Annotated in this window: 25 protein-coding genes; 14 read left to right on the top strand and 11 right to left on the bottom strand. The window is 63.7% G+C overall.

The genetic code is table 11. The features are described 5' to 3' along the window. The first annotated feature begins 136 nt into the window (after window positions 1-136). The gene (locus P2T57_RS10575; RefSeq protein ID WP_276299168.1) at window positions 137-310 is read left to right on the top strand and encodes a hypothetical protein; all 174 of its coding nucleotides are present in this window, start codon (window positions 137-139) and stop codon (window positions 308-310) included. A 269-nt stretch (window positions 311-579) separates the two neighbouring features. Here the strand turns inward: P2T57_RS10575 and P2T57_RS10570 are convergent, their stop codons facing one another. Further along, window positions 580-1,836, bottom strand: coding sequence for a C39 family peptidase (locus P2T57_RS10570; protein WP_276299167.1), 1,257 nt, complete (start codon window positions 1,834-1,836; stop codon window positions 580-582). 246 nt (window positions 1,837-2,082) lie between these two features. On the opposite strand from P2T57_RS10570, the gene P2T57_RS10565 reads away from it, so the two are divergent. Beyond that, entirely contained in the window at window positions 2,083-2,619 is a 537-nt protein-coding gene (locus tag P2T57_RS10565; protein ID WP_276299166.1) for a hypothetical protein, read from the top strand. A gap of 496 nt (window positions 2,620-3,115) precedes the next feature. Here the strand turns inward: P2T57_RS10565 and P2T57_RS10560 are convergent, their stop codons facing one another. Both P2T57_RS10560 and P2T57_RS10555 read right to left on the bottom strand, forming a co-directional pair. Beyond that, window positions 3,116-4,333 carry an MFS transporter gene (locus P2T57_RS10560; RefSeq protein WP_276299165.1) on the bottom strand — a complete coding sequence of 406 codons (1,218 nt, stop codon included), beginning with the start codon at window positions 4,331-4,333 and terminating at the stop codon, window positions 3,116-3,118. Window positions 4,334-4,387: 54 nt separating this feature from the next. Continuing rightward, window positions 4,388-5,473, bottom strand: a complete 1,086-nt coding sequence (locus tag P2T57_RS10555; protein WP_276299164.1) for a S66 family peptidase — start codon at window positions 5,471-5,473, stop codon at window positions 4,388-4,390. A gap of 114 nt (window positions 5,474-5,587) precedes the next feature. On the opposite strand from P2T57_RS10555, the gene P2T57_RS10550 reads away from it, so the two are divergent. The 4 genes from P2T57_RS10550 (at window position 5,588) to P2T57_RS10535 (ending at window position 11,437) form a co-directional block, all read left to right on the top strand. Next, window positions 5,588-5,785 (top strand): hypothetical protein, encoded by a 198-nt coding sequence (locus tag P2T57_RS10550; protein WP_276299163.1) that lies wholly within the window; start codon window positions 5,588-5,590, stop codon window positions 5,783-5,785. Between the two features lie 117 nt (window positions 5,786-5,902). After that, window positions 5,903-7,243 (top strand): O-acetylhomoserine aminocarboxypropyltransferase/cysteine synthase family protein, encoded by a 1,341-nt coding sequence (locus P2T57_RS10545; protein ID WP_276299162.1) that lies wholly within the window; start codon window positions 5,903-5,905, stop codon window positions 7,241-7,243. Then, on the top strand, window positions 7,240-8,484 hold the full coding sequence (gene metX / locus P2T57_RS10540; RefSeq protein WP_276299161.1) for a homoserine O-acetyltransferase MetX: 1,245 nt from the start codon (window positions 7,240-7,242) through the stop codon (window positions 8,482-8,484). The genes P2T57_RS10545 and metX overlap by 4 nt, the downstream gene beginning before the upstream one ends. A 394-nt stretch (window positions 8,485-8,878) precedes the next feature. Beyond that, the gene (locus P2T57_RS10535) at window positions 8,879-11,437 is read left to right on the top strand and encodes an Hvo_1808 family surface protein (protein WP_276299160.1); all 2,559 of its coding nucleotides are present in this window, start codon (window positions 8,879-8,881) and stop codon (window positions 11,435-11,437) included. On the opposite strand, the gene P2T57_RS10530 is transcribed toward P2T57_RS10535, so the two are convergent. After that, window positions 11,438-11,740: a DUF7964 domain-containing protein gene (locus tag P2T57_RS10530; protein WP_276299159.1), complete on the bottom strand. Its 303-nt coding sequence runs from the start codon at window positions 11,738-11,740 to the stop codon at window positions 11,438-11,440. It abuts the gene before it with no gap. 110 nt (window positions 11,741-11,850) lie between these two features. Between P2T57_RS10530 and P2T57_RS10525 the strand changes: the two genes are divergently transcribed. The 5 genes from P2T57_RS10525 to P2T57_RS10505 all read left to right on the top strand — a co-directional run bounded on the left by P2T57_RS10525 (window position 11,851) and on the right by P2T57_RS10505 (window position 15,414). Next, complete coding sequence (locus P2T57_RS10525; RefSeq protein ID WP_276299158.1) at window positions 11,851-12,936, top strand: S1C family serine protease; 1,086 nt, start codon at window positions 11,851-11,853, stop codon at window positions 12,934-12,936. Between the two features lie 217 nt (window positions 12,937-13,153). After that, a complete protein-coding gene (locus tag P2T57_RS10520; protein WP_276299157.1) occupies window positions 13,154-13,423 on the top strand; it encodes a type II toxin-antitoxin system HicB family antitoxin in 270 nt (89 codons plus the stop codon). Between the two features lie 5 nt (window positions 13,424-13,428). Then, entirely contained in the window at window positions 13,429-13,680 is a 252-nt protein-coding gene (locus tag P2T57_RS10515) for a type II toxin-antitoxin system HicA family toxin (protein WP_276299156.1), read from the top strand. A 73-nt stretch (window positions 13,681-13,753) separates the two neighbouring features. Further along, entirely contained in the window at window positions 13,754-14,659 is a 906-nt protein-coding gene (locus P2T57_RS10510) for an NAD(P)H-binding protein (RefSeq protein WP_276299155.1), read from the top strand. After that, window positions 14,656-15,414, top strand: a complete 759-nt coding sequence (locus tag P2T57_RS10505; protein WP_276299154.1) for a DUF7530 family protein — start codon at window positions 14,656-14,658, stop codon at window positions 15,412-15,414. Before P2T57_RS10510 ends, P2T57_RS10505 begins: the two co-directional genes overlap by 4 nt. Here the strand turns inward: P2T57_RS10505 and P2T57_RS10500 are convergent. From P2T57_RS10500 to serB, 3 genes are all read right to left on the bottom strand, one after another. Continuing rightward, window positions 15,411-16,439 (bottom strand): NAD(P)/FAD-dependent oxidoreductase, encoded by a 1,029-nt coding sequence (locus P2T57_RS10500; protein ID WP_276299153.1) that lies wholly within the window; start codon window positions 16,437-16,439, stop codon window positions 15,411-15,413. The two genes, P2T57_RS10505 and P2T57_RS10500, sit on opposite strands and share 4 nt — an antisense overlap. Window positions 16,440-16,848: 409 nt before the next feature. Beyond that, window positions 16,849-17,397, bottom strand: coding sequence for an Hsp20/alpha crystallin family protein (locus P2T57_RS10495; RefSeq protein ID WP_276299152.1), 549 nt, complete (start codon window positions 17,395-17,397; stop codon window positions 16,849-16,851). 90 nt (window positions 17,398-17,487) lie between these two features. Next, a complete protein-coding gene (gene serB / locus P2T57_RS10490; RefSeq protein WP_276299151.1) occupies window positions 17,488-18,126 on the bottom strand; it encodes a phosphoserine phosphatase SerB in 639 nt (212 codons plus the stop codon). Window positions 18,127-18,231: 105 nt separating this feature from the next. On the opposite strand from serB, the gene hisA reads away from it, so the two are divergent. Beyond that, on the top strand, window positions 18,232-18,960 hold the full coding sequence (hisA, locus tag P2T57_RS10485) for a 1-(5-phosphoribosyl)-5-[(5-phosphoribosylamino)methylideneamino]imidazole-4-carboxamide isomerase (RefSeq protein WP_276299150.1): 729 nt from the start codon (window positions 18,232-18,234) through the stop codon (window positions 18,958-18,960). Here the strand turns inward: hisA and P2T57_RS10480 are convergent. Further along, window positions 18,957-19,166 carry a hypothetical protein gene (locus P2T57_RS10480; RefSeq protein WP_276299149.1) on the bottom strand — a complete coding sequence of 70 codons (210 nt, stop codon included), beginning with the start codon at window positions 19,164-19,166 and terminating at the stop codon, window positions 18,957-18,959. The two genes, hisA and P2T57_RS10480, sit on opposite strands and share 4 nt — an antisense overlap. A gap of 132 nt (window positions 19,167-19,298) precedes the next feature. On the opposite strand from P2T57_RS10480, the gene hisB reads away from it, so the two are divergent. Then, window positions 19,299-19,886 carry an imidazoleglycerol-phosphate dehydratase HisB gene (gene hisB / locus P2T57_RS10475; protein ID WP_276299148.1) on the top strand — a complete coding sequence of 196 codons (588 nt, stop codon included), beginning with the start codon at window positions 19,299-19,301 and terminating at the stop codon, window positions 19,884-19,886. 173 nt (window positions 19,887-20,059) lie between these two features. Here the strand turns inward: hisB and P2T57_RS10470 are convergent, their stop codons facing one another. After that, window positions 20,060-20,668 (bottom strand): hypothetical protein, encoded by a 609-nt coding sequence (locus tag P2T57_RS10470; RefSeq protein ID WP_276299147.1) that lies wholly within the window; start codon window positions 20,666-20,668, stop codon window positions 20,060-20,062. 251 nt (window positions 20,669-20,919) lie between these two features. Here P2T57_RS10470 and P2T57_RS10465 point away from each other — a divergent pair, with 251 nt between their 5' ends. Further along, window positions 20,920-21,423, top strand: a complete 504-nt coding sequence (locus P2T57_RS10465; protein ID WP_276299146.1) for a TrpY family transcription regulator — start codon at window positions 20,920-20,922, stop codon at window positions 21,421-21,423. Between the two features lie 36 nt (window positions 21,424-21,459). On the opposite strand, the gene P2T57_RS10460 is transcribed toward P2T57_RS10465, so the two are convergent. Beyond that, entirely contained in the window at window positions 21,460-22,821 is a 1,362-nt protein-coding gene (locus tag P2T57_RS10460) for a P-loop NTPase (protein ID WP_276299145.1), read from the bottom strand. Between the two features lies 1 nt (window position 22,822). Next, window positions 22,823-23,407, bottom strand: coding sequence for a hypothetical protein (locus tag P2T57_RS10455; RefSeq protein WP_276299144.1), 585 nt, complete (start codon window positions 23,405-23,407; stop codon window positions 22,823-22,825). Between the last annotated feature and the right edge of the window lie 4 nt (window positions 23,408-23,411).

Below are 23,411 nucleotides of genomic sequence, written 5' to 3'. Positions count from 1 at the left end.
CGGGAGAGACAATTGTAATTCCACTCCTACAGATTGTATTTCAGTTCTTCAGAATTATAAACGATTGTCTGATTTCGCCGCTGAACCCTGGTCGGAGGAGACCGACCCTTTGAACCGGCCTCCGAAGCGGACGCTAATGCCCCGCGACGACGCCTCCGTCCTCGGCGCGAAACTCGACCGCATCAGCTACCTGCTGACCGCCGTCGTCGTTCTTCAGATAGTGGAACTGCTTGACCTCGACGTGACCAGTCTCGCGTTTCTCGTCGTGGTCGGATTCTTCGTCGGGACGCTCTACAACGCCGACGTGTAAGGACTTCTTGTTGTGAATTTCGGGCTCTGCGACTATCTAGCCGTCAGTCTCGCGGAAGTGCTTGCCGAAGTTCAAATAATATAAATAACCTCACTCATTTCTGCGACGCGGACCAAGACCACATTGCCCTTGAACGGGATGGTGTTCAAGGCAAGGAATCGCTGGATGCGCGCGAGGACGAACATTGCGTGATAGCTAGCAGTCGAGTATCCCTGAGCGGAGCCGGTATCGTCGCTTAAAAAAGATTCAGACGAATTCGGCCGCTACGGTTACGTTCTACTCACGAATGTTGTGTCAGCGTCGTTCCAGTTGCCGTTCGCTATCCAGTGAGGGTCGTTATCGTAGGTATCGTAGATGCCCCAGAAGAGGCCATCAGTACGTTCTTCGTAACCTGCCGCGACGACAGTATGATTGCCGTATGGGTCATATCCGTCTTCCTCGGGCGAACCACCGTCCCACATCGTAAGGAGAGCCGGTTTGAAGTCGTAAATGGACTTCTTCAGGTCGTACTCAGAGAAGTTCGTTTGGGTGTTGGCGGAGTAACTATAGCTACCGTCGGAGTAGGCTTCGATTCCTGGCGCGATGTCTTGCAAATCTGTGTAGACATCATCGCCGGTATTCATGTTCAGGTGCATCTTGTCGATGAGGGTGTTCTTAGTTGACCACGAGGCAGTATTATCAATCCCTTCGTGGTATCCGACGACGATGGCACCGGAGAACGGGGCACAGCCGTCGTAATCTTTCCAAGGGTCATCACCATTACCGACAAAGTCTGAATTCCTGTCACCGCCAGATACATCATCACCTGCATCGTAATTATTGTTGTATCCGGGGACGGAATCTATGAAGACCGTACTCGGGAGGGATGACGTGGAGGCAGAATCTTTGGACTGAATCGAATTAGTCGATGAATCAGACGTAAGGCGCTTCCATCGAGACTTTGAGGTGGCGCTGTCGAAATTGAGCGCAGTTGGCGGAGCGGCTTCGGGTAGTTTCGCCACGTAGTGTCCAGTCAGATGAATGGCGTCTCGACCTTCGAGTTCGTACCCGTAGGATACGCCACCGCGGTAGAGGAACCGTCCAGTCGGGGTTCGACCCTTCATGGTAGCGATTTCCTTCGCATCGTCTACGTTATGGTGTGGCGGGATTCCGCGACTGTATTCAAGAATGGGTCCGTTGATCTTCGTCGCGGATGCAGTGATGTACCCGAGATTTTCACCACTGTTAGTGATAGGGAACACGTAGGCAGATTTTTCGTATTTCGGGACGGGGTTACTTTGCGTTCGTGAATAGAACGTTTTTGCGTTGCCGACCGAAGCATCATTCCAGTCCGCGAATTTGGACCGCTCTGCAATTTCCTGCTTCTTCTGAGTGACGGCCTGTTTTGCGAGACCCTTCGATAGCGTCTGTGAGCCGTTAGATGCACGGGCGCAACTCGCACTACCGAGACTCGCCAGCGTAGAACCAGCGATACCGAATTGCTTAAGAACGGTCCGTCGGTCTACTTCGTGGTAATCATCTGCCATATCATTCCTGTTACCACTCCATCATTTATTCATTTCTAATATAAATTTATATAACTAAAAATATATAAATTAATGTTGATCATCTATCGGCACATAGCTAATCAGCGATAAAACATATAACGGGAGAAATCATAGTCGGTCATAGCTGTGGAATAATTGGCGAATGTGAATATGTTACAACGATATATGACCAATCTTACTGAAAAAGCGAGGTCAATCTATCCGCTCTGGGCAGTCGGACTCCTGATGATTACAGCTATCGTCGGTGTAACAGTCGGATTCGCTCTTAGTACAAGTGGCATCATCCAGCCAGACTCTCCACCCCATCACTCTGCTCCGGATTCCGACGAAGAATTACAAATAGAAGGGGGATACGCGAACGTAACGGCGAACGGGACAGTAGACTATATCAATCTAACTGTCACGAAAGGTGAATCAGAAGTGAATTTCGGAGGGGTCTCGATACTGTGGAGCGGCGTGAATAGATCGGTCTCGCTCGTCGGATATCCGAACGGAACGACTACTCAACAGAACACGGTACAGCCGGGAGAGAGCCAGCGGTTCTACGTCTCGCCAATATACGATACCGACGAATCGTTTCCAGTACTCAACACAGAAAGTGACCGGTTCAGGGTCACGATGAACGTAACTGCTATCGAGGGACACCCGATAGACGCCAGTCAGAGAATAGCACTCAAGTTCACACTCGCTAATCGCAAGCACGTACAGTATGCGTTTAGATTGCCGGACTCGCTACATAATAAATCAGTTGTAGAAATTTGACCGAAGGGTGACCCATTAGAATTGAAAGCGAGATGCAGGTAACGAGACCTGATTCGTCTCTCACGCGGAAAGTTAAAGCACTATTATTCTTATCGGGCAGAACAAGAAACAGTGAGCGGGCGCGTAATCTGAGCAGGTTGCGGCGAAACGTAGGCCGTCTCGCTACCAGTTCAACTCCGGCGTCGAGTGTGTCCCAATCTTCGCACGGAAGCCCCCACATAGGCTGTGCGTCGATGGGACGATAAAGAGTACTATCACACCCACGACAGATGAACTTCAATCTCGTTGGGTTTTTTAGATTCTGCGACCCCCATCTGGCGAAGCCGGGTCGGAAGCGGCGTCGTTTCAATCCCGGTTGGGTTTTCTAGGTCCTGCGATAGAGGGTAAAATCCTCCCACAGACCTAATAAATCTTTTCCCCCTCTCGTTCGGCACCTGTGCTTCGTGGACTGGGGCTGTACAGAGGACTTAAAAATATCCACGAGGACCGACCCGACTCACCCGCCGAACGCGCTCACGCCCTCCGGGTCGATGCGGAGGAAGGCCGGAATCGAGACCAGCGCGATGGCGATTTCCAGCGCGCCCGCCGTCAGGAAGGCCGCGAGGAAGCCAAACTCGTCGGCCACCGTCCCGCCGACGACGATGCCCGCCAGAAAGCCCAAACTCCCGGCGGCGTTGAACCCGGCCATCGCAGTCCCCCTGCCCGACTCCGAGGAGAGGTCGCTCACGAGCGCCATCGTCGCCGGGGCCATCAGCGCGCCGATGACGCCCACGACGACCATCCCGACCGCGGCAATCGGGACCGTGGGCGAAATCCCGACGCCGACCACGGCGAACCCGTAGAGCGCCGACCCCGCGACGATGGGACCAGTCCGGCCCACCCGGTCCGAGAGGACCCCGAAGGGGTACTGGAGGAGCGCGAAGGGGGCGAAGAATAGCCCCAGCATCAGGCCGGTCGCGCCCGCGTCGAGGTCGAACGCCTGCCGGAAGTAGACCGTGCCCACCAGTGCGAAGAATCCCGCCGTGAACCGGTCGATGAACCCGAAGACGTAGGGCAGGCCCAGTACCGGGCGCTCGGTCAGCGTGGTGACTGCGCGGCGAATCCCGCCCTCCTCGCTTCCGTCGGCCTCCTGTTCGTCGCCCGACGACGGAGCGCGGTCGGGTATCGAGAGCGCCACCAGTCCAGCGACGACCAGCAGACAGCCCGCGGCGTAGAGCGGGACCAGTCCGCCCAGACCGTAGAGTCGTCCGCCGAGCGGTGCGCCTACCGCGGTCCCGAGGCCGATGGCGATACCCGCCGCGCCCATGTTCTTGCCGTGGCCGCCGTCCAAGTCCATCAGCATCGTCATCGACAGCGAGAACGCCCCGATGGTGGTCGCGCCTTGCACCGCCCGGAGCGCCAGCACGCCGCCGAACGACAGCGAGAGTGCGCCGGGGAGAACCGCCAGCGCGAAGTAGCCAACTGCACCGCCGAGCGCGCCGGCAACCACCAGCGGCGCGCGCCGACCGAGGCGGTCGCTGATAGCGCCCCAGATGCCCGCGAAGGCGACGAACGCGGCGAACTCGACAGCGAGGAACCACATGCTCGCGTCGAGCGTCGTGGTCGCGCCGACCGCCGCCACGAGGTCCGGCACGCCGGGATAGAGCAGTACCTGCGCGAGGAGGACCGCGAACACGACGGTCGCCAACCGTATCCGGTCGCGTCGAGCGGACATCACGGAAACACTCGATGATGGGAAGCGCGCCGTCTTATAAGCCGTGATAGAACCTCAGTCCCCGAACGCGATGGTCTCACTCTCGGGGTCAAGTTCGACGCGCCCGCCGACCGGAATCGGAGCGATTGGCGCGGTGTGGCCGAACTCCACGTCGAAGACGACCGGCGCGTCGGGGTTGTACTCGCCGACGACCTCAGCGATGGTCTCGCGCTGGTTCCGGCGGTACTCGGCGCGGGCCTCCGGGCCGGGGTCCTCGTGGGGACTTCGGGCCTTGGCCCGACCGACGAGGACGCCCGCGAACTGCTCCAGCAGGCCGCGTTCGCCCATCCCGATGAGAAATTCGCGGACCTCGATGGCGTCGGGCAACTCCTCTGAGGTCTCCAGCAGGAGGATGTTCCCGGCCAACTCGTCGGGATTGGGCAGGTATCTGTCGGCCCGCAACTGCATGTCGAGGGTGCCGACGCACCCGCCCCACGCCCGGCCCGAGACGGCGGTGTCGGCCCCGCGCCACGTCCGGCCCGGATTGGGTTCGGTCTCGCGGTGGCGCTCCAAGTTGTCGGGATTCGCCCACTCTAAGTCCTCGTCGGTGAACTCCCCCGCGGGGCGAATCTCGCCGAAATCAGCGAGGTCGTCGGCGAAGAAGGCCGTTTCGAGGTACTCGACCGTGTAGTCGTGCATCGACCCCTGCATGGCGAGGTCGGTCAGCAGGGTCCCGCCGTAGAACGAGACGATGCCGAGGTTCCAGAGGTAGCACGCGAGGTTGGTGTTGTCGCTGTGGCCGTAGAATCTGGTCGGGTTCTCCCGCAGAACCTCGGGGTCGAGATGGGAGAGAATCCGAACTTGGTCGAACCCGCCGAGGACCGTCACGACGCCCGCAATCTCGGGGTCGGCGAAGGCGTCCATCACGTCCTCGGCGCGCTCCTCGGGGTGGTCGTAGAGGTACTGGGCGTCCTTCTCCGCGGTCGGGTACTCGACCGGTTCGAGGTCGAACACCTCCCGCAGACGCTCCAGTCCGAGTTCGTAGACGTGGGGGTACTCGACGGCGCGGTTGGAGGCCGGTGCGACGATTGCCACCTTGTCACCACGGTCCAGTGCGGGCGGGACGACGAACTCGCCGGACGAGTCCGGAAACTCGCTCATGGCCGGGGCTTCGGTGTCGGGTTTCGTATGGGTTTCGGAGGCGTGGGGTTCGGTCCCACGCTTCGACCGAAGTTCTCCGCCACCTTGATGGGCAACCCCCGACAGCGAACCCGCATGACCGACCCCGAACTCCTCGCTCGGTTGGACCGAATCGCCCTCCTGCTGGTCGCCCTACTGGCGGTCGAACTACTGGAACTGCTGGACGTGGACCTCCTCGCGTTCGTCCTCGTCGGCGTCGGGGTGTTCGTCTTCGGATTTGCCTACCTCTGGGGCAGGTCGGTCGTCGGACTCGTCTCGGGAGAAGGCGTCTGAATCGACCGCTTCGCGCGCAAAGAATTATATTATACCTCGAAAGAACGCCACCCACACCTCAGCAAGCCTTGCCGTAACTACTGGTTATAACTTTACGCAGAAATATGCGTGTAGTACATGACTAACGAGGACGCCCAGCAACGCTTCGACACCCGAAGCCTCCACGCGGGCCACGGGGCAGACCCCGCGACCGGAGCGCGAGCGCCGCCGCTCTACCAGACGACCTCCTACGAGTTCGAGGACGCCGACCACGCCGCGGACCTCTACGCGCTGGACGCCGAGGGCGACATCTACTCGCGCATCTCGAACCCTACGGTCCGCTACCTCGAAGACCGACTGGCCTCGCTGGAAGGCGGCACAGGCGCAGTCGCCACCGCCAGCGGGATGGCCGCGTTCGACTCGCTTCTCCTCGTGCTGGCCGACTCGGGCGACAACGTGGTCTGCTCGACCGACACCTACGGCGGGACCACCGCCCACCTCCGGCACACCGCCAGCAAGCGCGGCGTCGAACCGCGATTCGTAGACACGCTGGACTACGACGCCTACGAGGAGGCGGTGGACGATTCGACCGCCTTCGTCCACGTCGAAACTGTCGGCAACCCCTCGCTGGTGACGCCGGACTTCGACAGGGTGGCCGAGATTGCCCACGAGGCAGGCGCTCCGCTCGTGGTGGACAACACCTTCGCCACCCCGGCGCTCTGTCGCCCCCTCGAACGCGGCGCGGACGTGGTGTGGGAGTCCACGACGAAGTGGCTCCACGGAAGCGGAACCACGGTCGGCGGCGTGGTGGTAGACGGCGGCAGTTTCGACTGGCAGGCCCACGCCGACGACTACTCCGAACTCGCGGGCCAGAACCCGGCCTACCACGACACCGACTTCTCGCGGGATTTCCCCGATGCGCCGCTCTCCGCGGCGGTCCGGTGGCGGGCGCTCCGGAGTCTGGGCAATCAGCAGTCGCCCTTCGATGCGTGGCAGACGCTTCAGGGCTTGGAGTCCTTTCCACTCAGGATGGAGCGCCACTGCGAGAACGCCGCAATCGTGGCCGAATACCTCGCCGACCATCCCGAGGTCGGATGGGTCGCGTATCCCGGCCTCGACACGCACGAGACCCACGACAACGCGAGTCGGTATCTGGACGACGGGTACGGCGGGATGATAGCGTTCGGCCTCGAATCGGGCTTCGAGGCCGGGAAGGCGTTCTGCGAGAGCGTCGAGGTGGCGAGTTTTCTGGCCAACATCGGCGACGCCAAGACGCTGGTCATCCACCCTGCTAGCACTACTCACGCTCAACTCTCGCCCGACGAGCAGACGGCCGCGGGCGTCTCGCCCGACCTGATTCGCCTCTCGGTGGGCATCGAGGACCCCGCGGACCTGCTGGCGGATATAGAGCAGGCCATCGACGCCGCAACCGGGGGAACGGGGCCGGAAGGAGACAGAGCGCCGACGGAATCCACATGAACCGGACGCGAGACACCGCCCTCCTCGGCGAGTTCGAATTCGAGTGCGGTCGGTCGGTCCCGCTGGAAGTCGCCTACGAGACCTACGGCGAGTACGACGGCGACAACGCGGTGCTGGCGTGTCACGCCCTGACCGGAAGCCAGCACGTCACCGGCCCGAAACGGAAGGCCGGCGGGACCGAGAGCGACGAGAGCGGAAACGGCACGAGCGGACAGGCCTCGGCGTGGTGGAGCGACGTGGTGGGACCCGGCAAGGCCGTAGACACCCGCGAGTACTTCGTCGTCTGCGCGAACGTGCCGGGGTCGTGCTACGGGACGACGGGACCTGCCAGCGAGCATCCCGAGACCGGCGACCCCTACGCCACCGACTTCCCGCCAGTCACGGTCGGCGACTGGACCCGAGCGCAGGCCGAACTCCTCGACCACCTCGGAATCGGCCCGCTCCACGCCGTCGTCGGCGGGAGCGTCGGCGGGATGAACGTCTTGGAGTGGGCCAAGCGGTTCCCCGAGCGAGTGGACCGAATCGTCCCGGTGGCCACGTCGGCGCGCCTCGACCCCCAGATGCTCGCCATCGACGCCGTGGCCCGGCGGGCCATCACGACCGACCCGAACTGGAACGGCGGGGAGTACTACGGCACCGACGAGGAGGACCACCCCCTGCCCGAACCGACCGAGGGCCTCGCAGTCGCCCGGCAGTTGGGCCACGTCTCGTACCTCTCGAAGGACTCGATGGACAGAAAATTCGGTCGGCGGTCGGCGGGCCGGGCCGCGATGGCCGATGCCTTCGCTCCCGACGACCCGGCGGGCGAGTTCTTCCCCTACCGCGAGGTCGAATCCTACCTCGACTATCAGGCCGAGACGTTCGTGGAGCGATTCGACGCCAACAGTTATCTCTACCTGACCAGAGCGATGGACGACTACGACCTCGCGGAGGGCTACGACTCGGACGCCGATGCCCTCGCCGGGTTCTCGGGCGAGGCCCTCGTGGTGAGTTTCACCGGCGACTGGCACTTTACCGTCGAGCAGTCGGAGCGACTGGCCGAGGCGTTCGAGACAGCAGGGGTGGACGCGGCCCACCACGTCGTCGAGAGCGACCACGGCCACGACGCCTTCCTCGTGGAACCCGAGGAGGTCGGCCCACCCATTCGGGATTTCCTCTCTGCGGGACTGGACGGGAAGGCGGTGAGCGACGCCGACGAACGGGAGTTCGCGCCGGTCCACGCTAGCTTGTTCGGGGACTGAGAAGCGATAGATGTCTTCGATACGTCGGCACAGGCGGTTCGTGAGCGTGACGTATCTACTATGCACAAGGTATAATTCTATTACTGGCAAACGTCTACGTGGTTCCAAGCACTTGTCGGGTGGTGTCGTTTCCTCACCCGATTTCTCCGACTATCCAGCTATTACTCCCGTATAGATATATCGCGGATTTCTCACTCCGAAAGGAATATAGACGTTTCTCTAATACTCAAATACGAATACTAAAGAAATAATTTTGATGCTCAAGACCGACACACAGTCGGAAAGTCTCCGCGCCGACCTTCCAACCACTCGGCCCCGGCGTTGAATCCGAGGACTCGCGTCCGTAATCCGTCCCCGAGTTTCATGCTCTATCGCGCCGTTTTCGTGACAGAGAATGACGCACAGACGAATCGCGGTGTTTCTCACGGCGATGATGGTGGTGGGAACGATTGCAGGCACAGCAGGGGTCGCGTGGGCGCAGACCGATTCGACGGCGGGCGACCTGACAGCGACCGACCAGTCCGCGGGGGCGGCCCAGACCACAGTCGTCGGCGAGTGTACGACCATCGACGAGTCCGGTCGGTACGTCCTCGTCGGCGACATCGAGGACTCCTCGGCCGACACCTGCATCCGGATTCGGGCCAGCGACGTGGTGCTGGAGGGCAACGGCAACACCATCGACGGCCGGATACGACCGACCCCCGACGAGGCCGCAAATCGGTTCTTCCGGCCCGGCGGACTCCAACCCCGGTCGGGCATCGGCATCGCTGTCGGAGGCGACCGCCCGGTCTCGAACGTGACGGTCCGTGACGTGACCCTCACCGACTGGCGGTGGGCCGCGGTCGCAGAGTCGGTCCGCCGAGGAGGGTTCGCGGGCGTCCGAACCGCGGACAGCGCCTTCGGAATCACCGTCCTGCGGTCGCCCGGATTCGAGGTCACCGACAGCGAGGCCGTCCGGAACGCCGCCTTCGGCGTCGGCCTGTTCGGAAGCGGAGAGAGTCGAGTCGCCGACACCAACGCCTCCGAGAACGGCGTCGTCGGCGTCTATCTGGGCCGAGGACGAAACGCGGTCGTCTCGAACGTCGTCGCCCGCGACAACGACGTGGCGGGGGTCTTGCTGGACAGGACGCAGGGCGCGGCGGTCCGCGGCGGTACCACCTCCGGCAACCGATTCGGCGTCTACCTGTTCGAGACTAGCGACAGCGAGGTCACGGGGGCGACCGCAGTCGGGAACGGACTGGCGGGAATCTACGCGCTCAACGGTTCCGGAGCAAGTGTCGCCGACAGCGTGGCGACGAACAATAGACTCTCGGGCGTCCTGATTCAGGGCACCCGGAACGCCGAGATTACGACCACCAACGCCTCGCGGAACCGATACGGCATCTACCTCTTTTTCGCCGAGGAGTCAACCGTCGCCGATTCGACCTCGAACGACGGCGTGATGGGCGTGTTCGTCCGGAACTCGACCGACAGCGCGGTGGTGAACAACACCGTCCTCGACAACAGTTTCGACGGGGTGTACCTCGAAAACTCGTCCGACGTTCGCGTCGAGGAGAACCGGGACGGCGCGCTGACTATCGAATCGACCGGCGACGACACCATCGGCCGGGAAGGCGGCTACTGGTACAACGACACCATCGACGTGAACCAGTCCGACGGCCTGACCGAGGCGGAACTTCGGGCCTACGTCTACCGGTCCATCGCGCGGGCCGAGTACCTCCGCCAACTGGAGTACGAGGAGTCGCTCTCGCTCGAACTGGTCAGTCAGGCCGAACTGACTCGGCGCAACCAAGCCGAACCGGCCTCGTCGGCGACTGCCGCAGAGTGGCAGAATCAGCTCTGGGAGGCCACCTTCGTCGTCGGCGAGGACCGCAACGCCACGCAGGTCATGGAAAACGAGTCGTCGCGTGTCGCGGGGTTCTACAACTCCTTCGCCGACAAGATGGTCATCGTCTCGGACGACGACCCCCTGACCGCGAGTAGCACCACGCTGGTTCACGAGTTCGTCCACGCCCTGCAGGACCAGCACTTCGACCTGACCGAGGGCATCGACTCGGCCCGGACCGAGGACGGGTCGCGCGCCCGGAGCGGACTGGTCGAAGGAGACGCCAGATACGTCGAGGAGCGATTCGAACAGCTCTGTGGCGTGGTCTGGGACTGCGTGCAGGTCGATTCGAAGGAACCGCCGGGCGGCGAGGTTTCCGACTCGCGGAACTTCGCCCTGCGCCAGATGATTCTGGCCCCCTACTCCGACGGGCCGGGGTACGTCGCCCAGTTGCGCCAGCAGGGCGGTTGGGAGGCGGTCAACGACCAGTACGACGAGATTCCCAACACCACCGAGCAGATTATCCACCCCGACAGGCGCAACGAGTCGCCGGTCGCACTCTCCTTCGAGGACACCGCCCGCGCTGACTGGAACCAGTTCGACCAGTCCAACCTCTCGTTCGGCGGCGTCAACGGCACCACGAGAATGGGTGAGGTCGGCATCTTCACGATGTTCTGGTATCAGGGCTACGAGTACGGCAACGAGATTATCGACGTGAACGAACACCTCTACCCCAACGGCGGGAGCTTCGACTGGTTCAACTACACCAGCAAGCCTTCCGAAGGGTGGGGCAACGACGTGCTGGTTCCCTATCGGAAACAGGTCGGGAACGACACCGAGTACGGCTACGTCTGGCGGACGGCGTGGGACACCCAGACTGACGCCCGGCAGTTCCACCGCGCGTATCTCGACCTCCTCCGCGGGCAGGGGGCCGAGAAGGTCGGCCCGAACACGTGGGTCGTAGAGTCCGGGCCGTTCGCCGACGCCTTCCGGGTCGTCCGGCAGGGGTCGAACGTGACCATCGTGAACGCACCGACGACCGCCGACCTCGCGGACCTCCGGCCGGGACTGCCCGCGCCCGAGAGTACCACCGACGATGGCAACGAAACGACCGCCGAGGCCGCGTAGCTAGAAGTCCAGAATCTCCTCGCCGCGCTCTCGCTTCTCGTCTTCCGACAGGTCCTCGGTGTCGAACGACCCCTGCGAGACCCACCCGTCGAGTTCGTACAGGAGGACGTAGCCGGTCCCGCCGGTCTCCAGAATCCATGCGTGAACCAGTTCCGAGTTCCGCGGCGTGCCGGTCCGGAGCGGTTCGGTCCACTCGACCGCATCGCTGTCGTCTATCTTTTCGACCTCGGACTGCTTCATCGACCGGTCGGGGAGCGACTCCAAGACGTTCGGTTCGGACATGCCCGCCAGTTTCGCGGCCACCACAAAAAGTCCCGCCGGTGTGGTCCCGGCAGGCGGGGCGAGGAGTGGCGTCCCGGCGAGCGTTCGACAGGCCCCCACTTACTTGCCGGTTCGTACCGTCTCGAACGTCGATGCGCGGACAATCTCTGCTCGTAGGGGTACTGGCGCTCGTACTCCTCGGGATGGGACCGGCGGGAGCAGTCGAACACGTGGGGGAACCGAACGCCGAGGCCACGGCGGACCTGCAAGCCTCGTGTAACTATCAGTCGCTGTACGACCGGGCGATAGATTCGGTCGTGACGGTGCAGGTCCTGACCGAGGAGCGTCAGGGCCTCGGGTCGGGGTTCGTCTACGACGACGAGGGTCGCATCGTCACGAACCAGCACGTCGTCGCTAACTCCTCGATGGTCGAAGTCCAGTTCAACCGCGGCGAGTGGCACACTGCCGAGGTCATCGGCACCGACGCCTACAGCGACCTCGCGGTGCTGGAGGTCAACCAGACCCCGGACTACGCCGACCCGCTTGAACTTCAGCCCCGGCAACCCCAACCCGGCCAACCGGTCGGCGCGCTGGGGAGTCCGCTCGGCCTCGAAGCGACCATCACCGACGGCATCGTCAGCGGGACGAATCGGTCGCTTCCCGCCGGCGGACCGCAGGGGCCGCAGTTCACGATTCCCAACACCATCCAGACCACCGCGGCCATCAATCCGGGTAACAGCGGCGGGCCGCTGGTAGACTGCGAAGGACGGGTGCTGGGCGTCAACACCGCGACGCTCTCGGGGAGCGAGAACACCGGATTCGCGGTCCCGGCGAGTCGCGTCGAGCGCGTCGTCCCGTCGCTCATCGAAAACGGCTCGTACGCCAGTTCCTTCGTCGGTATTTCGACCATCGAAGTGTCGCCCATCATCGCCGAGGCCAACGGCCTTGACGTGACGCGGGGTGTGCTGGTCCGGGAGGTGATTTCGGGGTCGCCCGCCGACGGGATTCTACGGGGTAGCCCGGACACCGAGGAGGTCCGAGGCGTCGAGGTCCCGGCCGGCGGCGACGTGATTCTGTCCATCGAGGGCAGACAGATACTCACCGGCGAGGACCTCTCTAGTTACCTCACCACGACGAGTCCGGGCGACACCGTGACGATGACGATTCTGCGCGACGGCGAGCGGATGCAGGTCGAAATCGAGTTGGGCGAACGCCCGCCGCCTGACAGCGAGTCCTGACGGCGAGGCAGTCGGACTCCTCGGCGTTCGCTTTTGACCAGTCGGCGGCAAGCATCCTGTAGGAGTGGAAAAGAAATGAATATGTGCTTGAAACATGGGCAAAGTAGGCTTTGGATGGTCCGGCGGACGTGGCCGGGGGCGTTTGTCGAGTCAGAACCTCCTTGCCGAGGGAAAAAGCAATACGTCAGGGGCCGTTCCTCTACGACAGAGGAGTAGCATGGGAACGAAGAGCGAAAGCGGCCAGACTGATTGCGTCGAGTTCATCTACGAGGACGACGGACGAATCACGGCCAAAGATACAGAAACTGGCGTCGCTTCCTACGGCGAGACCAAAGCCGAAGCACTTGCCATGCTGGCAGAAGCCCTCCATCTCCACGACGGAGGCGGAGAGCCTATCGAGGACACAACGGCGTTCCTCGATGAGGAGATAAACGGCGATTGTGACGAAATCGACGGTGATAAGGAACTGCCAGATTTCATGCAGTAGTGTAGATGGTTCGGACCTCTTTCTCGGGGCAAGACATCGCAAAAGTGCTTACGGACCACGGTTTTGAACCGGCCGACAGAACTGGGAGTCATCTCAAACTTCGTTGGGAGAGTCCCAACACCACGGAGGTTCGAATCGTCACGGTTCCGATGAAAGGGAGTGATAGTATTCCGCACGGCACACTGAAATCGATTGCAGAGCAATCCGGCGCGAACGACTTCAGAGAGTGGTGTCGCTGGATAGATGAGAACCGGTAGCCTCGATTTTCCCCGAAACGCCTCGTTCCTGCCCGCCGACAATTTCTTGTCGTTCGGGCCGAAGTAACGCCAAATGCGCGTACTGGTGACGGGAGCGACGGGATTCGTCGGCGGGAACCTCGTCCCGGCCCTGCTGGAGGCCGGCCACGAGGTCGTCGCGCTGGTTCGTGACGCCGACAGGTACGACGCTCCGGAGAACGTGGCAGTCGTGGAGGCCGACCTGCTCGAGCGCGAGAGTCTGGACGGAATCTTCGAGGACATCGACTCGGCGTACTACCTCGTCCACTCGATGCGGACCGGCGAGGACTTCGCGGAACGCGACCGACTCGCGGCCCGAAACTTCGTGGACGCCGCGAGGGGGTCGGACCTCCAGCGAGTGATTTACCTCGGCGGACTGGGCGAGACGGGCGACGTGCTGTCCGAACACCTCAAGTCCCGGCGCGAGGTCGAGACCATCCTCGCCGACGAGGCCACCTTCGCGTTGACCACGCTCCGGGCGGCCATCGTCATCGGCGACGGGAGCGCGAGTTTCCAGATGATACGCGAGTTGGTCGATAAGTTGCCGGTGATGGTGACGCCCAAGTGGGTCCACAACGAGTGCCAGCCAATCGCCATCTCCGACGTGGTGGCGTATCTGGTCGGGGTCCTCGACGCGCCCGAGACGGCGGGCCAGACCTACGAGGTCGGCGGTCCCGAGGTGCTGACCTACGCCGAGATGATGCGCCGGACCGGCAGGGTGATGGGCAAGGAACCCGCCGTCCTCTCGGTCCCGGTGCTGACGCCGAACCTCTCGGCCTACTGGGTCGATTTGGTGACGGACGTGCCCAAGTCCATCGCCCACCCCCTCATCTCCGGACTCAAGAACCCGGTCGTGGCCGACGACGACCCCATCCGGAGGCTGATAGCTGTCGAGTTGACGCCCTTCGACGAGGCGGTCGAACGCGCGCTGTCGGGACCCGACGAATGGGACGACGAATGAGCGGTCGGGACCCGGCGGGCGAGGACGCCGACTCGCCGACCGGCCCCGACCGAAATCTCACGACTCGGTACGGCGAGGCGTGGGTCTACGAGAGCATCGTCGGCGCGATTCCCGGCCTGTCGCTGTCCCAACCGGTCGCGGTCGGCATCCAGTTTCTGCTGTTCGAGGGACTGATTCTGGCATTCGCGGCGATTTACGACCTCTGGAGCGCGGTGCCCGCCGGAACCGCCGCGGTGGTCGTCGCGGCCGCGGGAAGCTACGTGATGCTCGCGCTCGGCGACGAGATTCGGGAGTTGGACACCCCCGACTCGTACCGACGACTCCTCTTTTCGTCCAGCATCGAGGTCGTGCTGGGCGTGCTGTCGTTCGTCGCGCTCCTCACGTACCTGTTCGCGGTGGACGCCCGGAGCGGGCAGGTCCCGCTGTTGACCTTGCTCCTCGGCGAGACGCCGCCAGCGCCCGCGGTCTACCTGACTCTGCTGGTGCTGTGGGACCTCTGCTACCGCATCGGAACCGGATGGTGGGCCAGCGTGACCGGCCTCTGGCGGACGCTCCAGTACGGCGACCGGTTCGACGCCGAGGACCGCCGGCACCTCCTCCGCATCGAACTCCTGACAATCGGGTTCGCGGTGGTCCAACTCCTGTTGGTGCCGTTCATCTGGGACCGAATTCTGCTGGTCGGGGCCGTCGCCGGCCACGTCACAGCGGTGCTGTTGGTCTCGGGGGCGTCGGTCGTGTCGCTCCGGCGGGGTTAGAGCGACTTCCTGATTTCGTCGCCGGTTTCGAGGCCGCTCCGGAGCGCGGCGTGAATCCGACCCTCCCCGGCAACCCAGTCGCCGGCGAAGTAGAGGGCTTGGTCGGCGGCGCGTTCGAGAACGTCGGCGTCCGCGCCGGCGTCGGGGAGCGCGTCGCGCCACCGAACGACCTCGGCCCAGTCGAACTGGTAGCGGTCGGCGTCGTCGAGCAGTTCCGCGGTCCGGTCGGCCGCCCCGATGGCGATTTGGTCGTCGGGTTCGTCGTAGTGCTGGCGCGACCACTCCGGGGAGGGTTGGACGATGAGCAGGCTCTCGCCTTCGGGGACGTGACCGGGCTTGCACTCCTCGCGGGAAATCCACCCGAGGTCGTGGTCCTTGTCGGCGTTGACCAGCGCGTAGTAGGGCAGGTCGGTGCGGTCGGGGTAGTGGAGCGCGACCGACAGCAGGGTCCGGTAGGGCACGTCGGACGCCGTCTCCACGAGGTCCGAACAGAGCGGGTCGTCCCAGTCGGCCCGGTCGAGGAGGTACGCGGTAGTCGGCGCGGGCGGCGTCAAGACGAGACGGTCGGCGGTCGCTTCGCCGCCCCGGACCCTGAGCCACCACTCGTCGTCCTCGCGGGCGAAGGTCTCGACCTCGGTACCGGTCCGGACCTCGGCGTCTGCGGCGTCGGCGAGTCGGTCGCCGAGGGTCGCCAGTCCCTCGCGGTAGGTCCACTTCGGACTGTCGTCTCCTCGGCCCTCCGAGATTTCCCCGTCAGCGTTGAAGGTCCAAACCGGCTCCTCGGTGTCTACGAGTCCGTCGGCGAGTTCGGTGGTGAGGAGTTCGCTGACGCGCCCGTCCTCGTCGGCCTCCTTGACGTAGTTCGCGCCCACGTCGAAGACGCACTCGTCTCGGCGGTGGGTCGCGGCCCGGCCTCCGACCGTATCGCGGCGCTCGTACACCGTCACGTCTGCGTCGGCGTCTCGGAGCGCGTAGGCGGCGGCGAGTCCGGCCACGCCAGCGCCCACGACGGCGATGCTGGTCATGGGAGAACCGTCGGAGTCCGGCGGGAAAAGGGTAGTGTCCCGGTCGTGGTAGCAGGTGTGACTAGTGTCCCGGTCGTGGTAGCAGGCGAGGACCGTGAATTGGCACCGACTACGGGGCGCGCCGCGTTTGCGCAGTTCCGCGCAAACGCGGCGGGGAGGCACGGGGCGCGGTGTGGTTGTGGTGCTGTGCAGTTGGGCGTGTGCGGTTGTGGTGCTGTGCAGTAGGGTAGCGGTGCAGTTGGACGCGATGCAGTAGCAGAGCGGGACGATTTTCGAGCAACCGGTCGCTCCGTCCGCCCTGCTCTTTCGGGAATTTCCCCGCAGTAGCAAACAAAACAATTGCTTACAGACGAGATACAATACCGAAAGAATCCTCTATCTATCTTCGAGTACGACGCCAAAAGAAACTCTAGTCGATGATGTCGATTCTCGACTCGTCGTCCGCGCTCGCGGGGTCCGCCAGCGGCAGGTGGACCTCCAGCACGCCGTTTCGGTAGGAGGCCAGAATCTCGTCCTCGACGATGGCCTCGGGAATCGTGACGCGCTCTGCGACGCGGCGCGAGCGAGCGAACTGGGTCCGGACCGCGATTTCGTCGGCCTCGGGCCGGGCCTCGTCGGTTCCGGTCTGGTCGGTTCCAGTCCGGCCGCTCGCGGTCCGAGCGTCTCCGCCGATGGTCCGCTCCTCGCTGGTCTCGCTCTCGGCGACGAGGGTCAGCACGCCCTCCGAGAACGTGAGGTCGATGTCCTCGCGCTCGAATCCCGGCAGGTCGGCGGCGAAGACGAATTCGTCGTCGTGCTTCGTGAGGTCCATGCTCACGGCGTCGTCCTTCCGGGCGGGCATGCCGAGGCCGCCGGACGTTCCGCGCCCGCCGCTCAGGGCGTCCTCAGGGGTCCATACGCGGGTTCGGAGTTGTTCAAACATTCGGTCCATCTCCTCGAAGGGGTCGTATCGAGCCATTCTAAGTCACCGACTATACAGAGGCGCGCTGAGGAGATAAAGACAGCAGGATACGTGCTATCACGGGGCCGAAATGGAACGCTCTTTCGGTCAGTCCAGCAGTCCCTCCTCGTCGAACACGTCCCGAAGCCGTTCCATCGTCGCCACCACGATGTCACAGGACGGCCGGACCGCCGACTTGGGGATGAAGCCCACCGAGAGGCCGGCGACTTCCAGCATGGGCAGGTCGTTCGCACCGTCGCCGACCGCGATGGTGTCTCGCATGTCGATTTCCCGCTCGCCGGCGAGACGTTCGAGGGCGTCGTCCTTCGTGCCCTCGATGAGCGGCCCTTCGACCTCGCCCGTGAGTTCGCCCTCCTCGACCGGCAGGCGGTTGGCGACGATGGTGTCCACCGAGACGCCCTCTCGCTCCAGCGCGACTTCGACGCCGCGCTCGAACCCGCCGGTCAGGATGGCGGTGGTCACGCCGGCCTCGTTGAGTTCCCGGATGACCGTCGCGGCGTCGGGTCGGAGGAACACGTCGTCGAAGGCGTCCTCGGCCCGCTCGTTCGAGAGGCCTTCCAGCAGGGCCGCCCGGTCCCGGAGGCTCTTGGCGTAGCTAATCTCGTCGTTCATCGCTCGCTCGGTGATGTCGGCCATCTCATCGGCGACTCCTTGGCGCTCGCCGAGGAGGACCGTCATCTCCGAGTCTGAGAGCGTACCGTCGAAATCGAACGCGACCAGCGTCATGGCCGGGGGTTCGCCCGCCGGGGGCTTGAAACGACCGGAAGGCGCAGGTAGCGCGGAGAGTCGCTTCCGAGGGATTTAGACCGCTACTCTCCCTACCCTTCCCCAATGACACACTTCCCCGAGTTCGAGGTCGTCCCGGCGGTAGACATGCAGGACGGCGAAGTCGTCCAACTCGTCGCCGGCGAGCGCGGTACCGAGAAAACCTACGGTAATCCGGTCGCGGCCGCCGAGCAGTGGGTCGAGCAGGGCGCGGAGACCCTCCACCTCGTGGACCTCGACGGAGCCTTCGAGGGCGAACGTGAGAACGCCCCGGCGGTCGAGGCGGTCCTCGATGCGGTCGGCGAGGACGCAGACGTGCAACTCGGCGGCGGAATTCGGACGGTTGAGGACGCCACGGACCTCCTCGCTCGCGGCGTGGACCGGGTAATCCTCGGCACCGCGGCGGTCGAGAACCCCGAAATCGTCGCGGAGATTTCGGACGAGTACCCCGGTTCTGTGGTGGTCAGCCTCGACGCGAAGGACGGTGAGGTCGTCGTTTCCGGGTGGACCGAGGGCACGGGCCTCGACCCCGCCGAGGCCGCGGCGCGCTACGAGGACCTCGGCGCTGGCGCGATTCTGTTCACCGACGTTGACGTGGAGGGCCAACTCGCCGGCGTTCAGACCGACCGTGTGAGCGAAGTGGTCGAGGCGGTCGAAATCCCGGTCGTGGCCTCGGGCGGGGTCGCCACGCTGGACGACGTTCGGGCACTCCGAGACGCCGGGGCGGCGGCAGTCGTCGTCGGCACGGCACTCTACGAAGGCGAGTTCACGCTCGAAGAAGCGAAGTCGATTTAGCCCGCCAGCGCGGTCACCGTGGCCACTACGGCCGTCAGTCGATTGCGGGTCGCCGTCAGGCGATTCCGAGTCGGGTCGAGTTTCGCTCTCGCCAGCACGTAGGCGCTTGCGGCCAACAGCGGCACTCCCACGACCATCCCGTCACCCAGCGACAGGAGTCCTCCCACGAGCAGGCTGAGCAGGCTCAGCACGTCGATTTTACGCATTGTCTCGCTCAGAGCGACAACGAGGACGTTTATATAACTTTGTCAGACGATCGTCATCTCTGCGGTCGAAGGTTCGCCGAACCCGCTCGCCGGGAGGACAACGACCTTGTGCCTCCGGACGAACTGTCGGGTATGAGCGACAGAACCGCCGCGGTGACCCGAGAGACCGCGGAGACCGAAATCGAGGTCACGCTCGACGTAGACGGCGACGGCGAGGCCACCGTCGAGACGGGCGTGGGCTTTTTCGACCACATGCTCGAAAGCTTCGCCAAGCACGGCCTGTTCGACCTGACGGTCCGGTGCGACGGGGACCTCGAAATCGACGACCACCACACCGTCGAGGACGTGGCCATCACCCTCGGCGAGGCCTTCGCCGACGCGCTGGGCGACAAGCGCGGCATCGAGCGATTTGCGGACCGAAAGGTTCCGCTGGACGAGGCCGTCGCCGATGTCGTCGTGGACGTGAGCGGTCGGCCTCTGTTCGAGTTCGAGGGCGATTTCTCGCAGGCCACCGTCGGCGACATGACCAGCCACATGGCCAAGCACTTCATGCGGTCGCTGGCGATGAATGCGGGGCTTACGTTGCACGTCGGGATTTCCGGCGAGAACGCCCACCACGAAATCGAAGCGATGTTCAAGTCGGTCGCGCGGTCGCTGGACGATGCGACGCGGATTGACGAGCGAAGGGGTGACGTGGCGAGTACGAAGGGGCAGTTGTAGGTCGGCGGTGCGACGAGCAGGTTAGTCGTCGGTTTTTCCGAAGTAACGGACGATACGACCGAAGATTTTCGGCCCTTTCCGACCACGCTGTGGCTCTAACTCTCGGCCTGTTTTCGGCGATTTCCCCATGTGTTGTCTATATTCGCTATTCTACTTAAGAGTGGGGACGTTCACTATGTCGATGCCGCTATTCCGAACTCAGTAATCGCGTCAGTGAAACCGACGATGCCCGATACGACTCCCAGCATCAACAGAACTAATCCCGCTCCGAGTAGGGCTTTGGTGTAAAACAGAACCTGCGCCTCGGCGTTGAGCATCTCGTTCGCTTCCGAAAGCCATTCGCTATACTCCCGTACCATCCACTCGTTCCACTCACGCTCGGTCCACGACGCTCGTTGGAACTCCGCCACGTACTCCTCACTCACACCGGTCGGATAGCCGGTCCCGAGAGTCGTCACGATTGCAACGATGGTCGAGAGTCCAATTGCGACGAATCCCGAGACGGTGAGTTCGTTTACGAGACGGGAAACAGACTGAAACGAAGACGCGACAGTCAGCGAGAGGCCGAGTATCACCAAGTCGATTCGGAGCGTCCGCATCGCGGACTGGTCGATGCGCCGGATGGCGCGAATCGTCTCCGCCAGCGACTCGCGGGCCTCGCTCCGGGCGGCGCGAAGCGCGCCCTCCTCGGAGTCCCACGCCGGAAACCGGTCGCGGTTCCACTCCGGGTCGTCTCGTTCAGCGTCGGTAGTTCGAGTGTCGTCGGGTGGGTCTCGGTCCATTCGTTGGCTCCTCGGGGCGGGTTCCTTCGTCCTCGCATTTGAACGTTGGTCTCGGTAGGTAAGACATACTCTGATTTCTTTAGGACGTATTTATACTACTTTAGCATCGAATTTGATTGCTTGACTCCTGTGGACGGCGCGTGGCCCGCAGTACTGTACGATATACATCTACGAGAATTGGTGAGATTTCTTGTGGCAAGACCGGACAACAACACCACTAAACACTTCCACGCCGCATTACCAGCCAATAGATGTTCGACGAGATTATGCAGAAGTTCGAGGGAAGTCCCTCCCAACAGGCCGTCATCCGCCTGCTCCTCGAACGCGGGTTCTCCGTCAACGACGAGGGCCGGGTCGTCTCCGGCGGCATCGAAATCCCGAACACCCAAATCGCCCGCGAAATCGACGTGGACCGCCGAGTGGTGGACTCGACCACCGACGCCATCCTCGAAGACGAGCAACTCCGGCGCATCTTCCAGAATATCTCCTCGATTCCGAGTCTGATGGACCTCGCGCCGGTGCTGGACCTCTCGGTGCTGACCGTCGAAGTCACCGACGCCGACGAACCCGGAATTGTAGCGACCGTGACCGGCCTCCTCGCCGACGACGGCATCTCGATTCGCCAGACCATCAGCGAGGACCCCGAGTTCACCGACGACCCGCGACTCTACATCATCACCGACGGCGACGTGCCCGGCGACCTGCTGAACGAGCTGAAGAACCTCGACTTCGTGCGGAAAATCGAACTGGAGTGACCGAGCGCCCGCGCTGACCGGAACGTTTCGCGCTTCTCAGACCGCCCGCCGGAGTTCCAGCACCCACTCGTCCGGTCCCTTGCGATGCACGTCGCAGGTGTCGAAGGCCTCGTCCGGCGACTGCTCGGCGTACTCGCCGGCCAGCATCTCGGCCAGCGGCGAGGGGTCGTGGTCGTTCACCACGAACAGGTCTTCGCCCGGTTCGAGCGCCCGGAACTCCTCGCCGACCTGCTCGTGGCGGATGCGCGGCGGAAGACCCCGAATATCGAGCGCCGAGTCGGGGACTGCGACCGGTCCGGTCTCGTCGCTGTCGAGGAACTCGCCGACCGATTCGGCGAGGTCGGCCACGGGATTGGGTCGGTCGGTCCCGTCTCCTTCCTCGGCCGCCGGACGCTGTAACCCGCGGTCGAAGGGGAGTTCGGCCAGCACCTCGACGCCTAATTGCGCTTCCGGGCCTTCCTTGCCGCCGTCCGCACCGTCCTCGCCGCCGTAGAGGTCGTGGTGGTGGCCGCACTCCTCGCAGGCGAATCCGGCCATGTTCACCGCTGTTCCGACGACCGGGACGCCGTTCTCCTCCAACAGCGCGGCGCTCCGGCCCGTATCCGAGAGGCTGGTCGGGAAGGGCGTGGTCACGAGGAGCGCCCCGGAAACCGGGACCTCCTGAAGCATCGTCAGCACCACGTCGCCCGTCCCCGGCGGGAGGTCAACCACCAGCACGTCGCGGTCGGACCACGCGGTGTCTGCCAGTAGTTCGGTCAGCGCGTCGTGGGCCATCGCGCCCCGCCACGCCAGCGGCGCGTCGTTGGCAACGAGGCCGACGCTCATCACTTCCATCCCATCGACTGCGGCGGGTTCGGCCCGGCCGTCATCGGTGGCCTCGACGGGTCCCTCGACGCCGGTCATCTCGGGCACGTTCGGCCCGTGGATGTCGGCGTCGAACAGGCCAACGTCGTACTCCTCGGCCAGCGCCCGAGCGAGGTGGGTCGCCACAGTGGTCTTGCCGACCCCGCCCTTGGCGCTCCCGACCGCAATCACCTGCTCGACGCCGGGAACCGAGACGCCGTGGCCTCCGGTGTTGCTGTGGTCGTGGCTGTGGCCGTTCCCTCCCGAATCGCCGCCGTGGCTGTTGCTGTGCGTCTCGCTCCCGGCCTCGGGCGTCTCGCCCTCGATTCGGACCTGCTCGACGCCAGCGACCTCGAACGCTTCGCGTCGGATGCTCTCGGCGACCTCCTCGGCTTCCGCAGGGTCCGCGCCGGCCAAATCGACCGACACCGTGACGGTGCCATCGGCGACCGACACGTCGGTCACGAGGCCAGCGTCAACCACGCTCGCGCCGAAGTCGGGGTCCTCGACGCTCGCAATCGCTTCCTCGACTCGCTCGGTGATTTCGTCAGTCATGCTACCACGCCTCGAAGTCTTCCAGCGGGTTCTCGTCCTCGTCGCCCTCGCCCTCCTCGTCGTGCATCAGGGTCCCGCCGTAGGGCCGGAAGTCAAGGTCGTAGGCGTTGGCGACCCGTTCGAGTTCGTCCTCGCGCTCGGCGATGACCGCGGTGTCGAAGTCGCTGTCCTCGACTGCGGCCACGAGTTCGTCGTCGCCAACGAGACCGTCGCCGTAGGCCGCGGCCACCGCGTCCCGGAACTGGTCGGCGTTCCGGCGACACCGCATGGCCTCCTCGAACTGCTCGCGGATTTCCGGCGTGGGCGACCCGTGTTGGGTCGAGATTTCGCCGAGGAGTTCGACGGTCTGCTCGTCGTAGTCGGCGGCCGCCGAGAGGACCTCCCTGATTTGGGCGGTCGGTTCGAGGGCGTCCCACGCGCTCCGGGCCTCGTCGGCGACCAGTTCGCCGACGACCTGCTCCCACGTCGTGTCTCGCTCCACGTCCTCGAACACCTCCGCGACGAACGCGCCGACGTGTTCGTCGGGGACCGAGACGCCCAGCGATTCGTTCGATGCCTGTTCGGTCTCTGGATTGGTCTTTGCCATGGCG

The sequence above is a fragment of the Halorussus lipolyticus genome, assembly GCF_029338375.1.
GTDB classification, from domain to species: Archaea; Halobacteriota; Halobacteria; order Halobacteriales; family Haladaptataceae; genus Halorussus; species Halorussus lipolyticus.
The sequence above is the reverse complement of the archived record's forward strand: the minus strand, read 5'-3'. Positions and strand labels throughout refer to the sequence as shown.

Excerpts from the sequence above, each read along its gene's own strand:
- P2T57_RS10575 (WP_276299168.1), top strand. The coding sequence starts at position 137 with ATGCCCCGCGACGACGCCTCCGTCCTCGGCGCGAAACTCGACCGCATC.
- P2T57_RS10570 (WP_276299167.1), bottom strand. The coding sequence starts at position 1,836 with ATGGCAGATGATTACCACGAAGTAGACCGACGGACCGTTCTTAAGCAA.
- P2T57_RS10565 (WP_276299166.1), top strand. The coding sequence starts at position 2,083 with ATGATTACAGCTATCGTCGGTGTAACAGTCGGATTCGCTCTTAGTACA.
- P2T57_RS10560 (WP_276299165.1), bottom strand. The coding sequence starts at position 4,333 with ATGTCCGCTCGACGCGACCGGATACGGTTGGCGACCGTCGTGTTCGCG.
- P2T57_RS10555 (WP_276299164.1), bottom strand. The coding sequence starts at position 5,473 with ATGAGCGAGTTTCCGGACTCGTCCGGCGAGTTCGTCGTCCCGCCCGCA.
- P2T57_RS10550 (WP_276299163.1), top strand. The coding sequence starts at position 5,588 with ATGACCGACCCCGAACTCCTCGCTCGGTTGGACCGAATCGCCCTCCTG.
- P2T57_RS10545 (WP_276299162.1), top strand. The coding sequence starts at position 5,903 with ATGACTAACGAGGACGCCCAGCAACGCTTCGACACCCGAAGCCTCCAC.
- metX (WP_276299161.1), top strand. The coding sequence starts at position 7,240 with ATGAACCGGACGCGAGACACCGCCCTCCTCGGCGAGTTCGAATTCGAG.
- P2T57_RS10535 (WP_276299160.1), top strand. The coding sequence starts at position 8,879 with ATGACGCACAGACGAATCGCGGTGTTTCTCACGGCGATGATGGTGGTG.
- P2T57_RS10525 (WP_276299158.1), top strand. The coding sequence starts at position 11,851 with ATGCGCGGACAATCTCTGCTCGTAGGGGTACTGGCGCTCGTACTCCTC.
- P2T57_RS10520 (WP_276299157.1), top strand. The coding sequence starts at position 13,154 with ATGGGAACGAAGAGCGAAAGCGGCCAGACTGATTGCGTCGAGTTCATC.
- P2T57_RS10515 (WP_276299156.1), top strand. The coding sequence starts at position 13,429 with ATGGTTCGGACCTCTTTCTCGGGGCAAGACATCGCAAAAGTGCTTACG.
- P2T57_RS10510 (WP_276299155.1), top strand. The coding sequence starts at position 13,754 with ATGCGCGTACTGGTGACGGGAGCGACGGGATTCGTCGGCGGGAACCTC.
- P2T57_RS10505 (WP_276299154.1), top strand. The coding sequence starts at position 14,656 with ATGAGCGGTCGGGACCCGGCGGGCGAGGACGCCGACTCGCCGACCGGC.
- P2T57_RS10500 (WP_276299153.1), bottom strand. The coding sequence starts at position 16,439 with ATGACCAGCATCGCCGTCGTGGGCGCTGGCGTGGCCGGACTCGCCGCC.
- P2T57_RS10495 (WP_276299152.1), bottom strand. The coding sequence starts at position 17,397 with ATGGCTCGATACGACCCCTTCGAGGAGATGGACCGAATGTTTGAACAA.
- serB (WP_276299151.1), bottom strand. The coding sequence starts at position 18,126 with ATGACGCTGGTCGCGTTCGATTTCGACGGTACGCTCTCAGACTCGGAG.
- hisA (WP_276299150.1), top strand. The coding sequence starts at position 18,232 with ATGACACACTTCCCCGAGTTCGAGGTCGTCCCGGCGGTAGACATGCAG.
- P2T57_RS10480 (WP_276299149.1), bottom strand. The coding sequence starts at position 19,166 with ATGCGTAAAATCGACGTGCTGAGCCTGCTCAGCCTGCTCGTGGGAGGA.
- hisB (WP_276299148.1), top strand. The coding sequence starts at position 19,299 with ATGAGCGACAGAACCGCCGCGGTGACCCGAGAGACCGCGGAGACCGAA.
- P2T57_RS10470 (WP_276299147.1), bottom strand. The coding sequence starts at position 20,668 with ATGGACCGAGACCCACCCGACGACACTCGAACTACCGACGCTGAACGA.
- P2T57_RS10465 (WP_276299146.1), top strand. The coding sequence starts at position 20,920 with ATGTTCGACGAGATTATGCAGAAGTTCGAGGGAAGTCCCTCCCAACAG.
- P2T57_RS10460 (WP_276299145.1), bottom strand. The coding sequence starts at position 22,821 with ATGACTGACGAAATCACCGAGCGAGTCGAGGAAGCGATTGCGAGCGTC.
- P2T57_RS10455 (WP_276299144.1), bottom strand. The coding sequence starts at position 23,407 with ATGGCAAAGACCAATCCAGAGACCGAACAGGCATCGAACGAATCGCTG.